The 13,595-nt window shown below is 39.5% G+C and carries 14 protein-coding genes; 11 read left to right on the forward strand and 3 right to left on the reverse strand.

Annotation, left to right across the window (positions count from 1 at the left end; genetic code table 11):
• Positions 1-57 precede the first annotated feature (57 nt).
• Entirely contained in the window at positions 58-603 is a 546-nt protein-coding gene (locus ACEW8O_RS26055) for a hypothetical protein (RefSeq protein ID WP_373497558.1), read from the forward strand.
• Positions 604-716: 113 nt separating this feature from the next.
• Here ACEW8O_RS26055 and ACEW8O_RS26060 read toward each other — a convergent pair whose 3' ends face one another.
• Complete coding sequence (locus ACEW8O_RS26060) at positions 717-1,139, reverse strand: nucleoside-diphosphate kinase (RefSeq protein WP_373497559.1); 423 nt, start codon at positions 1,137-1,139, stop codon at positions 717-719.
• Between the two features lie 188 nt (positions 1,140-1,327).
• On the opposite strand from ACEW8O_RS26060, the gene ACEW8O_RS26065 reads away from it, so the two are divergent.
• From ACEW8O_RS26065 to ACEW8O_RS26080, 4 genes are read left to right on the forward strand one after another with little or no spacing between them, the layout of a single operon-like run.
• Entirely contained in the window at positions 1,328-2,368 is a 1,041-nt protein-coding gene (locus tag ACEW8O_RS26065; RefSeq protein ID WP_373497560.1) for a bifunctional oligoribonuclease/PAP phosphatase NrnA, read from the forward strand.
• Complete coding sequence (locus ACEW8O_RS26070) at positions 2,355-3,293, forward strand: FKBP-type peptidyl-prolyl cis-trans isomerase (RefSeq protein WP_373497561.1); 939 nt, start codon at positions 2,355-2,357, stop codon at positions 3,291-3,293. Before ACEW8O_RS26065 ends, ACEW8O_RS26070 begins: the two co-directional genes overlap by 14 nt.
• A gap of 4 nt (positions 3,294-3,297) precedes the next feature.
• Positions 3,298-3,834, forward strand: coding sequence for an FKBP-type peptidyl-prolyl cis-trans isomerase (locus ACEW8O_RS26075; protein ID WP_373497562.1), 537 nt, complete (start codon positions 3,298-3,300; stop codon positions 3,832-3,834).
• Positions 3,835-3,848: 14 nt separating this feature from the next.
• On the forward strand, positions 3,849-4,397 hold the full coding sequence (locus ACEW8O_RS26080) for an FKBP-type peptidyl-prolyl cis-trans isomerase (protein WP_373497563.1): 549 nt from the start codon (positions 3,849-3,851) through the stop codon (positions 4,395-4,397).
• Positions 4,398-4,425: 28 nt separating this feature from the next.
• Here the strand turns inward: ACEW8O_RS26080 and ACEW8O_RS26085 are convergent, their stop codons facing one another.
• A complete protein-coding gene (locus ACEW8O_RS26085) occupies positions 4,426-5,022 on the reverse strand; it encodes an isoprenylcysteine carboxylmethyltransferase family protein (protein WP_373497564.1) in 597 nt (198 codons plus the stop codon).
• A gap of 131 nt (positions 5,023-5,153) precedes the next feature.
• On the opposite strand from ACEW8O_RS26085, the gene ACEW8O_RS26090 reads away from it, so the two are divergent.
• Positions 5,154-6,389 carry an NAD(P)-dependent oxidoreductase gene (locus tag ACEW8O_RS26090; RefSeq protein ID WP_373497565.1) on the forward strand — a complete coding sequence of 412 codons (1,236 nt, stop codon included), beginning with the start codon at positions 5,154-5,156 and terminating at the stop codon, positions 6,387-6,389.
• Complete coding sequence (gene deoC, locus ACEW8O_RS26095; RefSeq protein ID WP_373497566.1) at positions 6,376-7,041, forward strand: deoxyribose-phosphate aldolase; 666 nt, start codon at positions 6,376-6,378, stop codon at positions 7,039-7,041. The genes ACEW8O_RS26090 and deoC overlap by 14 nt, the downstream gene beginning before the upstream one ends.
• Here the strand turns inward: deoC and ACEW8O_RS26100 are convergent.
• On the reverse strand, positions 7,038-8,228 hold the full coding sequence (locus ACEW8O_RS26100; protein ID WP_373497567.1) for a Na/Pi symporter: 1,191 nt from the start codon (positions 8,226-8,228) through the stop codon (positions 7,038-7,040). The two genes, deoC and ACEW8O_RS26100, sit on opposite strands and share 4 nt — an antisense overlap.
• Positions 8,229-8,562: 334 nt before the next feature.
• Between ACEW8O_RS26100 and ACEW8O_RS26105 the strand changes: the two genes are divergently transcribed.
• The 4 genes from ACEW8O_RS26105 (at position 8,563) to ACEW8O_RS26120 (ending at position 13,569) form a co-directional block, all read left to right on the forward strand.
• Positions 8,563-9,693, forward strand: a complete 1,131-nt coding sequence (locus ACEW8O_RS26105; RefSeq protein WP_373497568.1) for a hypothetical protein — start codon at positions 8,563-8,565, stop codon at positions 9,691-9,693.
• A gap of 78 nt (positions 9,694-9,771) precedes the next feature.
• Positions 9,772-10,215 carry a nucleoside deaminase gene (locus ACEW8O_RS26110; protein ID WP_373497569.1) on the forward strand — a complete coding sequence of 148 codons (444 nt, stop codon included), beginning with the start codon at positions 9,772-9,774 and terminating at the stop codon, positions 10,213-10,215.
• 104 nt (positions 10,216-10,319) lie between these two features.
• Positions 10,320-10,922, forward strand: coding sequence for a superoxide dismutase (locus ACEW8O_RS26115; protein ID WP_373497570.1), 603 nt, complete (start codon positions 10,320-10,322; stop codon positions 10,920-10,922).
• A gap of 214 nt (positions 10,923-11,136) precedes the next feature.
• Positions 11,137-13,569, forward strand: a complete 2,433-nt coding sequence (locus ACEW8O_RS26120) for an outer membrane beta-barrel protein (protein ID WP_373497571.1) — start codon at positions 11,137-11,139, stop codon at positions 13,567-13,569.
• Positions 13,570-13,595 lie beyond the last annotated feature (26 nt).

Raw genomic sequence — 13,595 nt, forward strand, 5'->3', positions numbered from 1 at the left:
CTGGCATAACTATCTCAAAAATAACCGGCATTCAATAAAAGCTTAGATTCACCCAAAATGGAAATCAAATCCTACAAGCACACCAAAAACTATTGTGAAGAAAATATCTGGCACTTATGCCAACATCCTGATTTGGCCGGTTTCTACAAAAAAGTCCTCTTTATTACCAACACGGATAAAAACTGTGATTTTCATTTCCAAAATGATTCTGTTGACGGATCCCCGGTTTGGTGGGATTATCATGTGATCCTACTTGCTTCAAACAACAATGTTGATTTGGTATATGACCTTGATTCTTCTTTAAATCAGCCAACACCTCTTAAGGATTATCTTCGTCTGACTTTCCAAGACTTGGATGAAAAGAATGAATCATCCCACCCTATATTCAAGGCCATTGATTCAGCTGACTATCTAGCTGGTTTTTTTTCTGATAGGGGTCATATGAAAGATGCTGAGGGAGATTGGATTTTTGAGCCGCCCCATTGGTCTCAAATAGGAGAGAATATGATATTGCCCATAAAAGAATTATTGGACTTTTCTGAATCAAGCAATCAACCCATATTCAGTTTAGAAGAATTGTTAGTCAAAGAAAGTGCTGCTTGAGAAAACTTGTATGACCATTACTAAAAAAAAGATACCAACTATTTTAAATCAGTGCAGAAGCACCAAGACTCATGTCGAAAGGCATGGGGCTTGGTGTTTCTGAACTGATTTATTTACAAAACTCTTTCAAACTGACTGAAGTAGAAGTTGCCTTCAATGGCGGCATTTTCATCAGAGTCAGAACCATGTACGGCATTGGCCTCAATTGATTTTGCGAAAATCTTTCTGATGGTACCTTCTGCTGCATTGGCAGGGTTGGTAGCACCGATCAAAGTTCTAAAATCCTCCACAGCATTGTCTTTTTCAAGGATGGCTGCGATGATTGGTCCTGAGGACATATATTTGCAAAGGTCAGCGTAAAAAGGTCTTTCCTTATGTACTTCATAGAATTTACCTGCCAATTCCGGGGTCAACTGCGTTGCTTTCAAAGCCACGATTTTAAATCCGGCCTCCTCAATCATTTTCAAAATCGCACCGGAATTACCTGTACCAAATGCGTCAGGCTTGATCATGGTGAATGTTCTGTTACTAGCCATTATATTTATATTTAAGTCTTATTTAATGATTTGCAAAAATAGGTTAATTAGGTGAAAGTCCGAATAAAGTATATAAATTATACCTTAGGTGATTAAAGATTAGTACTTTATGTTAATTGGGATTTTTCAAAAATTATCCTGACCTTTGCGCACTATGTTCTTCGAGGAGAACTTGCAACAGCAATCAAATGCGAGAATTAGAGTCATTCAAATATAAAATTTCTTCACCCCAAAAAATTGTCATTACTACCCATCACAAACCTGATGCAGATGCATTGGGTTCTTCTTTGGGTTTGGCAAATTTCTTGAAGAAGAAGGGACACCAGGTTTCGGTGATTACCCCTTCGGATTACCCTTCATTTTTGCATTGGATGAAAGGAAATGAAGATGTAATCAATTTTGAAGATAAAACACAGCAATCAAAAGCAGTGGATATCTTGAAAGAAGCAACCATGATTTTTTGTCTGGATTTTTCCTGCCCAAACCGGATGCAGGACATGCAGGCCATTGTTGAAAAATCCACAGCTTATATAGTAAATATAGATCATCATCAGGACCCCAAAGATTTTGCTGATTTCAGGTATTGGAGCACCAAAGCAGCTGCTACATGTGAATTGGTGTATGAACTGATAGTAGAAATCGGTGACAAAAATCTGATCGATAAAGACATTGCAGAATGTCTCTACGCCGGAATCATGACAGATACAGGTGGTTTCAGACATCCGAATACAACCAAAAATGTACATTTGATCACAGCTGAACTGATCGAAATCGGTGCGGATAATTCCAGGATTTCAAGATTGATTTATGATACCAATAGCATCAATAGGCTGAAGTTTATCGGTTTTGCCATTACCAGAAGGCTGGTAATTATGGAAGACCTGAAAACGGCCTTTTTTGCAATCAGTAAAAAAGACCTCAGAAAGTACAATTCCCAAACGGGTGACACTGAAGGACTGGTCAATTACGCACTTTCGCTCGGTGGTATCAAAATAGCTGCCCTATTTACCGAAAGAGAAGATGGAATAAAAATTTCTTTAAGATCAACAGAGGATGTTGCAGTCAATAAGTTTGCCGCATCCCACTTTGATGGAGGAGGACATAAAAATGCCTCTGGTGGAAAATCCTCCCTTTCTCTACATGAAACAACCGAAAAATTCCAAAAACTCATAAAAGAAAATTATAACATCCTATTTAATCAACCAGAACTCATTCATGAAAAAAATTAAAAGTATCCTGTTTTCCGCTGTTATTTTGGTAACGGCTGCCGGTCTTATGTCCTGCAAAAAAACCCAAACTACATCAGATGGGATAGAATATACCTACATTAAAGAAGGTTCTCAAAAACCGAAAAACGGAGAGTTTGTTCTTTACAATCTGATAGTGAAAAACGATAAAGATTCAGTCTTTATTTCTACATATGATCAAAATATGCCCGGATATCTTCAGTTCAATGATTCTCTTCCAAGAGAAAGTGGGATGGATGAGATTTTCCTTAGCCTTAAAAAAGGGGACAGTATCGCTTTTCAAGCCAATTCACTGAAAGTCTTTGGTGAAAATAATATGCCATTTTTCCTTGATAAAGAGAAGGATGTTAAAATCCAGATAGGCGTAATCGATGTGTTGGATCAGCAAGGGGTGGAAGCATATTTCACTTCTCTTCAAGAAGCCACCATGAAAAAGCAAGCTGAAAGTGCCATCAAACAATTGGAAACCGATACCCAATTGATCCAAGATTACATCGCTGAAAAAAATATCAAAGCCACCAGGACAGAATCAGGTCTTTATTACGTCATAGAAAAAGAAGGGTCAGGACCGGAGATTGAAAGCGGTGACACGGCTTTCGTTCATTATGCGGGATACCTAATTGATGGGACAGTGTTTGACACCAGCATGATAGAGGTAGCGAAGGAGTCCGGCGTTTACAACGAACAGAGAGACAATGCGGGCGGTTATGGCCCATTGGAAGTTGTAGTTGGTCAGGGCCGTGTGATACCTGGATGGGATGAGGGTTTAGGTCTTCTCAAAAAAGGAGATAAAGCCAAATTTATCATTCCGTCAACTTTGGCCTATGGTGAAAGAGAAACCGGTGGAACCATTAAAGCCAACTCTATCCTGATCTTCGACGTAGAGATTACAGAAGTACAAAAATAAAAGGATGAAAAGGTTAAGCGTTATTGTATTTTCAATTGCATTATTATTATCCTCATGTATATCTGACAGTGAAAACGATGAGATATTATTCCAGAGAAATCTCGTTGACATTGAAAATTACCTCGCTGATAACCCAATTACATCTGTCAAGGATTTCATAGACCCGGCCACAGGAATCAGGATATATTGGCAGGAGCTTTCCGGTAGTGGTGAGTTGGCCGCAATCGGGGATACCCTTTGGGTTGATTATACCGGCAAGTTGCTGGATGATTTTGTCTTTGACACTTCCATTGACTCTGTAGCCAGACAGAACAACATGTTCAATCCCAACAGGGACTATGAACCCTTTGTGATGTTGTTTGGCCTGACCGATCTGATCTTAGGATTCGAATTTGCTTTGTCCAAAATGGAAGAGGGCGATATCGCAACTGCTTTCTTCCCTGCAAGATATGCCTACGGTTCCCGTGGTCAAGGTTCAATCCCACCAAATGCCCCGTTAATTTTTGAGATGAATTTGTTGGAATTGAGACGTAAAGATTAAAAGGAAAAAATTCCATGAAAAAATTCAATTCCATATTGTCCCTTCTCTTTGTTTTTTTGATCAGCATGGCCTGCGAACCAAATAATCCATTTGGTGGACCGGTTTATGATGTCGAAGGAAATCTGGAGAAGGATAGAATAATCATTGAGGAATTTCTTGCAACTGCCCAGATCGACAGTATTTATAGATACCATGATCCTACCGGAGTAATTGTAATTGTTCAGGAAGAAGGAGAAGAAGGCAAACCTAGATCGGGCAATCTAATCTATACCGATTACACAGGCAGCTTAATTGACGGGACAGTTTTTGATACCAGTATAGAAGAGGTGGCCAAAGAAAACGATATTTTTGTGGAAGGCAGAAATTACCGTTTATTCCAATTCACATTAGGTTCTTCGGAGGCTATCACTGGCTTCAATTATGGATTCAGAAATCTTAAAAGCGGATCCAAAGCAATTTTGATCATTCCTTCACCTTGGGCGTATCGGGACAGTGAAAATAACGAACGAATCCCACCAAACTCTGTATTGATGTTTGAGGTGGACTTTAGGGGAATGGAATAATCCTCAACAGATTTAAAAAAGAACCGTATCATACGGTTCTTTTTCTTTTGTAGGGAATCAGGGACGGGACCTCTTTTTGATAATCAAGATACTCTTGCCCAAAAGCTGAGATCAGTTTTTTCTCCTCCAAGTGAATCCCAAAAGGCAGATAAACAAGCAACATGACCAAATGAACCAAAGAGGTCGGATAGGGCTGGTACAGAAAATAACCAAAAAAGATCAAAATCAATCCTGCGTAAATCGGATGTCTGATATAGCTATGAATTCCTTTTGTCACCAATGTTCCCTGGTCTGTTAAGTCATCATGGGCCGATAAACCAAGAAATTTTTTCCCGCTTAGGTATTTCATGCTGCGAACCAGAACAATGGTGCCAAACGCAGCAGCCATATATCCGAAATATGTCACTAAGTGACTTTTGTCAAAAAGAAAGGATTGCTTGATTCCCGCGGCGTATATCAATATGGCCAATAAATGAATCAAAGCAAAAACAGAGTACATCAGCCTGTACCATATGTATTGCCTTCCCATCATTCCTTTGATTTTTCTTTTTATATTGAGGCTTGCTAAGAACGAATGTAAAAAATAGAATAAAACCCAAAGTATTACCAAAATCAGATACGACATGCTGCTTCCTTTTTTTTACGAATATCCTTAATCAGGCATCAAAATGAAAATAAATTACAAAGGGTAGCTTAATCGCCTAAATGAATATTTAATTTTGATTGCTATTATTCCATTTGAATAACCACTAATACATGAAGATAGGTTTAATAAAAGAAGGAAAAAAACCGGCTGATAAGCGGGTATCCTTTACCCCGTCCCAATTGGCTACTTTGGCAGAGAAATATGAAGGTCAACTTTCATTTTTTGTGGAGTCAAGTCAGATAAGGTGCTATACTGATCTGGAATACCAAGAAGCAGGCATCAAGGTGGTAGATGATATCTCATTCTGTGATCTGCTGATGGGGATAAAAGAAGTTCCCATTGAGCATTTGATCGACAATAAAACCTATTTGTTTTTTTCCCATACCATCAAAAAGCAGTCCCATAATAGAAACCTGCTCCAGGCTATTTTGGAAAAAAATATAACCCTGATGGATTATGAATTGCTCAAGAACCAAAATGGCGTACGAACAGTGGCTTTTGGCAGATGGGCAGGTATTGTGGGAGCATATAATAGTCTGTGGACCTATGGACAAAAAAGCGGACTTTTTGATTTGAAACGTGCATTTGATTGTTTTGATAGGGAAGAAATCAAAAGAGAGTTGCACAAAGTGCAGTTGCCTCCTATCAAAATTGTAGTCACGGGTACCGGAAGGGTAGCCAAAGGGGTAATGGAAGTATTGGATGAGGTAGGTATCAGGTCTGTTCTACAAAAGGATTTTTTGGTACAATATTTCGATGAACCTGTCTATACGATATTGTGCGGAAGTGATTATAACAGAAGGAAAACCGACGGCGGTTTTGATAAGGAAGAGTTTTATAATTCACCTGAAAAATACGAAAGCCATTTTCTCAAATATGCCGAAGTGAGCGATATACTCATAGCAGCAGCATATTGGGACCATCGGGCACCAAAACTCTTCCAATTGGAGGATATCCGTTCAGAAGATTTCTCTCTTTCGGTCATCGCTGATATCACATGCGATATAAACGGTTCGGTGCCTACCACTTTTCGGGTCAGTACCATAGCGGATCCTGTTTTTGATGTCGATCGGAATACTTTTAGGGAATTATCGGCTTTTGGTAAGCAGACAAGTATATCGATAATGGCAATAGACAACTTGCCGACCGAACTGCCAAGAGACGCTTCAGAGGAGTTTGGAGCTCAACTGACGGCCCATTTTATACCTGAACTGCTCCATGAGAAGTCTCCGGTTTTAGATAAAGCCACTATAACCAAAGATGGTGACCTCACCATTGAGTTTATCTACCTCAAAGATTTTGTGGATGAAAAGGAAAATTTAGAAAAAGACAATGAAGAATATTGAACGGTATATAGAACAGACAATTCTCAAGGTTCAGACCACTGATGTGGATATTGAAAATCTAGTGAAGGATGCCAAGACTTATCGTTTTATAGGGATATGTGTTCCCCCGTTTTGGGTCAAAAAAGCAAAAAGAGAAATCGGAGATTCAGACATCCAATTGGTCAGTGTGGCAGGTTTTCCCTTGGGCTATAACCTGACAGAAACCAAGCTTTTCGAAGCAGAACAGTTGATCAAACACGGAGCTGATGAAATAGATGTAGTATGGTCCATCTCTGCTTTCAAAGCCGGAATGAACTGGCCAAAGATCGAACTGGCAAAAATGTCACAACTATGCCATGACCATGTAAGGATACTCAAAGTGATCATTGAAACTGCTTTTCTCGACCAAGAGGAAATCATCAAAGCCTGTGAAATCTGTGCTGATGCTGGTGTGGATTATGTGAAGACCTCTACAGGTTTTGCTCCCGATGGGGCAAAAATTGAGCATATTGTTCTTATGCGTGAACACCTGCCCAGTAATGTCGGAATCAAGGCAAGTGGTGGAATCAAATCTTTGGAACAGGCAGTAAACTTGATCAAGGCCGGGGCTGACAGACTTGGCACGAGCTCTGGTGTACAGATTGTTAATGATGCCAGGAGAACTGATTCTTAATTTTCAGTGGGATTTTTAACAATAATCTCTGTCTTTGGTGATTGGGATTCGTCTTTTCTCATATTCGGAAAACTGTCATCCTTATTAAAATAAATCAACAGAAAAGGGATAAGGAAAAAAGTCAATAGGATATAGGCAAAACCCACTATTCTGGATCTGACCGATTCTTTGCCTAGGAAGGTGGCAATTTTTACAGGAATATTTCTTACTCCTGAAATAGGCATAAAAAACAATGCCCCCAATAAATTGAACAGAAAATGAACAATCGCAATACTGATAGCTGCCTCCGTTTTGTAAATCGCTGCAATCGCAGCTGTGATTGTGGTTCCGATATTGGCCCCGATGATAAAAGGAAAAACTTTTACCAAAGAAACCTTTCTATTGGCGACTGCAGGCACAATCAGTGAGGTAGTGACGGTACTGGACTGAACAGCTGCTGTAAAAAACATCCCATATAAAAACGCAATATAAGGGTGTTTGAAAATGTATTTACCGAGATTATTATAATTTTTTGATACAAAAGTTTGAAAAACAGTGACCGATAGGTATTTGATGGATACAAAAACCAAAACCACTGCCAAGACCAAACTGATAATTGGGCTATTAATAAAATCAACGACCCAATTGGTCAAGGGTCTGGTGAAAAGGATGTTGTATGTAAACTGAACATCAAAATTCTGGTTTTGATCAAAAAATATACTTGTCAGAAAAATAGCTGTTTTACTCAAAAAGCCAAAATAGATTTCCAAAGGCAATAAAATGATTACTGTCAGGATATTGAAAATATCGTGCAATACTCCCGCTGAAAGTGCTTTTCGGAACTCTCCTTTTTTCATGATAAATGAAAAAGCCACCAATGTACTCGTAATGGTAGTCCCTATATTGGCACCCATCACCAATGGTACTGCCTGAATTAAGGTAAGATTTCCTGATGCCACTACTGCGACAATCATGGCAGTAACTGTGGAACTGCTTTGAATCAGGGCAGTCATCAACAGTCCAACAAAAAGGCCCACGAATGGGTTATTAGTGGCCTGAAATAACTCCTCTGCCAATTGATTGTTTATACTCACCATTGACATGGTCAACAGATCAATAGAAAACATAAAAAGAACAAATGCAATCAGCATCTGAACAAAGGTCCAGATCCTATTTGGCTGTATAAGGGATTTTTTCAGTTCGGTCATTTATACAAAAACCCCTCTCGTCAAGGGGTCAGATTCCTGTTAAATCAAACGCAAAGTAACTGTAAACACAAATAATAAGTGAGGTTTTGGTATGAAACTTTTGTTAATATTAAAATAAAGTTCGAAGGGTGCCATTATGGATATTGAAAACTTAAATATTTGCCCGGATTCTTTTAAGGCTATAAAATTTGTTTTAATATCAACTTTCTGTTTTCAAATCAGCTGTCTGATAAAAATAATCAAAAATACCGGGCTTAACAATTTATTAATATACAAGCCAAATAATCTTCTTTAAATTTGCACCGGAATTTAATTTATTACCAAGCACCCATCTATGGCCAAACTTAAAGACCAGAACATCAATCAGGACGCCCTTTCCAAAGCGGCCTATTCACTTTTTGATTTTACAAAAAAAGAGAAGTCTTTTCTTTTGGTTGTCTGTATCTTGATTTCAATTGCCGGAATAATAACTCCCTACACCTATGTAGCCATGTGGTTTGGATTTTTCCTTGCCGCATACTCTGCAATTGCCAATGACAGTATTCAGACCATCGGTACATTCATCGCCTCTAATCAAGCCAGAAAATGGTATTGGCTTTGGCTGTTTATGGGTTTGATTTTTGTTGGAACCGTTACCTACAGTTGGTTTGCTTTCGACGGTGATGTCACCTATAAGAGGTTACAGGTTCCTGGATTGGACCGTGCACCCGAAAATTTTGTTTTCTTACAACTTGCAGCGCCCATAGTACTCTTGGTAATGACCAGGATGAGAATGCCGGTGTCCACCACATTCCTTTTGCTGAATGTATTTACCTATAAAGCAGGAACCATACTGGATGTGATGCAAAAATCATTTTTTGGTTACATTCTTGCATTTATTATTGCAATTTTAGTTTGGTTTATATTGGAGAAATTTGTCCAAACCTACTTAAAAGGAGAGGCCAAACCATACTGGTATATTTTGCAGTGGATCACCTCCGGTACCTTATGGGCAGTTTGGATAATGCAAGATGCTGCAAATATCGCCGTATTTCTTCCACGGCAATTGAATGTCTGGGAATTTTTGGGCTATACAGGATTTGTCTTTTTGGGATTGGGATTTTTGTTTTATATGAAGGGGGACAGGATACAGTCCATTGTCAATGAAAAGACCCGTGTCACTGACGTAAGGGCAGCGACTTTGGTGGACTTTGTGTATGCGATCATTTTATTCTATTTCAAAATGCTCAACAATGTCCCAATGAGCACTACATGGGTGTTTATCGGTTTGTTGGGAGGAAGGGAATTGGCAATCGCATTGGCAAAATCGAAAAAATTCGAGAAAAGAAAAGCCCGTTTGTTCCATGCATTTTACCTTGCAAGAAAAGACCTTTTGAAGGCAACCATCGGACTTTTGGTTTCCCTGATTTTGGCTTTGATCATCAATGATGGCGTGAGAGAAGAATTCTTTGACCTATTCAGGTAAAATAACCACATCCTTCATTAAGGCGTAGTTTTTTGAAAAAGACTACGCCTTTTTATTTTTGGATGCTTACTTTGTGACATGGATTTATATTCGGACAGTTACTTTATGAACGAGGCCTTGAAAATGGCCAGGATTGCCTTTGATGATGGCGAGATTCCGGTTGGGGCTGTTATAGTTTGTCGGAACAAAGTCATTGCCCGTGCCTATAACCAAACAGAAAAACTGACAGATGTGACTGCCCATGCCGAGATCCTGGCAATTACCTCTGCCGAAAATGTATTGGGAGCAAAATACCTCAGCGAATGTAAAATGTATGTGACACTCGAACCTTGCGCCATGTGTGCAGGTGCATGCTTTTGGGCTCAATTGGGAGAAATCCATTTTGCAGCAAACGATCCAAAAAGAGGATTTTCCAGATTGAGCGAAAACCTGCTTCACCCTAAAACTAAGTTTCAATCAGGTTTAATGGCAGAAGAATCCAAGCAATTGCTGGATAAATTTTTTAAAAAGTTAAGAAACTGAATCCTTTTTGAGGATTTTAGAACCATTTTTTCATTTTGATGGTTGCTTAATCGTGACACTCACAGAGAAATTATTTAATGTTTAACCATAAAACTTTATAAAAAATGGCTTTTGAACTTCCAAAATTACCTTATGATTTTAATGCGCTAGAGCCGCATATAGATGCAAAAACGATGGAAATCCATCACGGCAAACACCACAATGGCTATGTTACCAATCTGAACAATGCAGTAGCAGGTACAGACATGGAGGGCAAAAGCATAGAGGAGTTGATGAAATCAGTCGGTTCGAATGCTGCTGTTAGAAACAACGGCGGTGGACACTATAACCACAGCTTGTTTTGGACTGTGCTTTCACCCAAAGGCGGCGGAAACCCAAGTGGTGACTTGGCTTCAGCCATCAATGCTAAATTCGGTTCTTTGGATGCATTTAAAGAAGAATTTGGAAAAGCAGCAGCAACCAGGTTTGGTTCAGGCTGGGCATGGTTATCTATCGCCAATGGTGAATTGGTAGTCAGTTCTACCCCCAACCAAGATAATCCTCTAATGGATGTTGCAGATGTTAAAGGAACACCGATATTAGGTTTGGATGTTTGGGAACATGCATATTACCTGAATTATCAGAACAGAAGACCTGATTATGTTTCAGCATTCTGGAATGTGGTCAATTGGGACGAGGTGGCTAAAAGATATGCTGCTGCCAAATAAGTTAATGAAGATAACAATAACTAAAAAGCCTTGGAAGGATGACTTCCAAGGCTTTTTGTATATATATCGAACGGTAATTATGTTCATTATTGAAACAGTCATTTTTTGACTAACAAACATATGTATTTGTTTATCAATTATTTATTTTTTTTTTCGGGCATTGGCATCTAATTTTCATTAGGGATGGTACAGTTCAATGAAAACTAAACCAACTATGAAAATTTCAACTCAGATTTTTACAATGCTATTTCTGTTCTTTTTAGGAATGAGCCATCTTGCCGCCAAAGATCTGGCCCATATTACAGGACAGGTCAAAGACCAAAAAGGGGAAATCCTGCCATTTGTAAATGTCGCACTGGTAGAAGCGGGCAACGGTACATTGCTGACAGGTTCTGTGACCGATGAAAATGGTAAATTCCAAATTGAATCATCCCGATCAGGCAAGGTCCAATTGGTGATTTCCTCCATAGGTTTCGAAACCTTCAGATCAGAAGAATTTGAAATCAAACCCGGATTCTCAAAAGATTTTGGCTCGATGGCCATAAAAGAGGAAGTCGGCAACCTGAAGGAGGTAACTGTTAGGTCTTCTAGGCCGGAGATAATTGTGGAAGCGGATAAGACCACTATCAATGTGGAAGGTACTGTCATGGCCGAAGGAAACACCGCTTTGGATGTGATCGCAAGATCACCTGGAGTATATCTTGATGAAAATAACAATATAAACCTGAACGGTAGATCCGGGGTCACGGTCATGATCAATGACCGTCAGACCTATATGAGTGCCAATGACCTCGCCAGCTTCCTCAGGGCAATGCCTGCCGAAAACATCAAAAGCATTGAAATCATTAACAACCCTACCTCAAGATTTGATGCAGAAGGTACGGCAGGGATCATCAATATCAGGCTAAAGAAAAACAATATTGACGGGATGTTTGGGAATGTGCAGCTTGGAGGTCTTTATAACGGGCTATTTGCACCCAATACAGGGCTAAGTCTTAATTTAAAAAAGGGGAAATGGACCAACATGGCGAATCTCAATTACAGTGAATTCAACTTTCACAATGACCTGAATATTAACCGAAACTTTCAATTGGATGAGGGTGTCTCTAATTTCGATCAAAACAGTAGGATCACCATGAAAAGCAGAAACCTGTTTTTTACCGGAGGGTCGGATTATGAGATCAATGCAAACCATAGCGTAGGGGTCAGTATTCAAGCTTCTCAGAGGAATGGAGAAGATGTAGGCAATTCCTTGACCGAGATCAATAACCCCGGAACAGATGACCTTTTCTATATCAGATCCCTGAATGATTCTGACTCAAAAAGTGACAGGATTTTTGGTAATTTCCACTATGTTGGAATGCTGGATACACTTGGTACTAAACTCACCACTGATGTTGACTATACCAAAATGCGGTCAAACAGCAATGCGCTCTTGACCAACAATAATTGGATAAATGATCTGGAACACCAATCCAATAGAGATTATATCCTGACAATGAATGAGATGGATTATAGTATATTGACTGCAAAAGCTGATTTCACCAAACCTTTTGGCAAGGGAAGGGTATTGGAGACGGGAGTTAAGGGTAGTTGGGTAAAATCGGACAATGTCCTGGATCTTAGCAAAGCCGTAGAAGAAGAACCTTTTACCCCGGACCCCAACAGCAATCATTTCATCTATGAAGAAAATGTGTTGGCAGCTTATGCTTCTTACAAAAGCAAATTTTCCGAAAAAGTAAGCTTTCAGGCTGGATTGAGAACCGAATATTCCGATATCACAGGAACCTCCATCACCTTGGATAGGGTGGACAAGCAAAATTACATTGACCTTTTCCCCAGCTTTTTTGTACAGCAACAAGTGACAAAAGACTATCAGATCATCTACAATGCGAATAGAAGGATCGCCAGACCAAACTATAGGCTTTTGAATCCATTTGTATATTATATTGATCCCCTTACCACCGAACAGGGGAATCCAAACCTAAGACCCCAATATGCCCACAACCTTGAAATGAACCATGTCATCAAAGGGTCATACCAGTTTACTTTGGGATATTCCCTGACCAATGATGTCTTCCAACAGATCTTTACTCAAGATGAGGAAACTAGAACCACCACAACCTACACCGCCAACTTGGACAAGTCTCAAAACTGGAATTTCAGGACGATGATCCCAGTGGAAATCCGACCTTGGTGGAATACCAGTAATATGATCCAGGTAAACAATTCCAGATGGAAATCCATGATCGGAGATGCGCTGCTTGATGTATCCCAGACATCTTTGACCTTAAGATCGCAGCATACCATCAATTTACCCGCAGGATTTAAGGCCGAATTGATGGGGATGTATGTGGGTCCTTCTCAATATGGACAAGCTACTATCAAAGGTTTCGCCTGGATGGATGCAGGTCTCACCAAATCTGTAATGAAGGATAAATTGACCCTGACTGTTAACGGGACTGATTTGTTCAGAACCCAGTATATCCGTGCGGCAGTTCAGTTTGATAATATTGACACCAAATTTGAGCAATATAGAAATACCCAAGGGGTAAGGTTTACACTTAGGTATAAATTTGCCCAAGGAGAAAGTTTCCGCGTTTCCAATAGAAGCGGCAGTACGGAAGAAAGAAACAGACTGGATTAATTTTCCACGGAGTGGTACTTCAAGAG

The organism is Aquiflexum sp., from assembly GCF_041749095.1.
Classification (GTDB): Bacteria; Bacteroidota; Bacteroidia; order Cytophagales; family Cyclobacteriaceae; genus Aquiflexum.

What these genes read in the sequence shown, in the direction of transcription:
- deoC (WP_373497566.1), top strand. Translation starts at nt 6,376, where the DNA reads ATGAAGAATATTGAACGGTATATAGAACAGACAATTCTCAAGGTTCAG.
- ACEW8O_RS26070 (WP_373497561.1), top strand. Translation starts at nt 2,355, where the DNA reads ATGAAAAAAATTAAAAGTATCCTGTTTTCCGCTGTTATTTTGGTAACG.
- ACEW8O_RS26075 (WP_373497562.1), top strand. Translation starts at nt 3,298, where the DNA reads ATGAAAAGGTTAAGCGTTATTGTATTTTCAATTGCATTATTATTATCC.
- ACEW8O_RS26115 (WP_373497570.1), top strand. Translation starts at nt 10,320, where the DNA reads ATGGCTTTTGAACTTCCAAAATTACCTTATGATTTTAATGCGCTAGAG.
- ACEW8O_RS26055 (WP_373497558.1), top strand. Translation starts at nt 58, where the DNA reads ATGGAAATCAAATCCTACAAGCACACCAAAAACTATTGTGAAGAAAAT.
- ACEW8O_RS26100 (WP_373497567.1), bottom strand. Translation starts at nt 8,228, where the DNA reads ATGACCGAACTGAAAAAATCCCTTATACAGCCAAATAGGATCTGGACC.
- ACEW8O_RS26065 (WP_373497560.1), top strand. Translation starts at nt 1,328, where the DNA reads ATGCGAGAATTAGAGTCATTCAAATATAAAATTTCTTCACCCCAAAAA.
- ACEW8O_RS26085 (WP_373497564.1), bottom strand. Translation starts at nt 5,022, where the DNA reads ATGTCGTATCTGATTTTGGTAATACTTTGGGTTTTATTCTATTTTTTA.
- ACEW8O_RS26060 (WP_373497559.1), bottom strand. Translation starts at nt 1,139, where the DNA reads ATGGCTAGTAACAGAACATTCACCATGATCAAGCCTGACGCATTTGGT.
- ACEW8O_RS26080 (WP_373497563.1), top strand. Translation starts at nt 3,849, where the DNA reads ATGAAAAAATTCAATTCCATATTGTCCCTTCTCTTTGTTTTTTTGATC.
- ACEW8O_RS26120 (WP_373497571.1), top strand. Translation starts at nt 11,137, where the DNA reads ATGAAAATTTCAACTCAGATTTTTACAATGCTATTTCTGTTCTTTTTA.
- ACEW8O_RS26090 (WP_373497565.1), top strand. Translation starts at nt 5,154, where the DNA reads ATGAAGATAGGTTTAATAAAAGAAGGAAAAAAACCGGCTGATAAGCGG.
- ACEW8O_RS26105 (WP_373497568.1), top strand. Translation starts at nt 8,563, where the DNA reads ATGGCCAAACTTAAAGACCAGAACATCAATCAGGACGCCCTTTCCAAA.
- ACEW8O_RS26110 (WP_373497569.1), top strand. Translation starts at nt 9,772, where the DNA reads ATGGATTTATATTCGGACAGTTACTTTATGAACGAGGCCTTGAAAATG.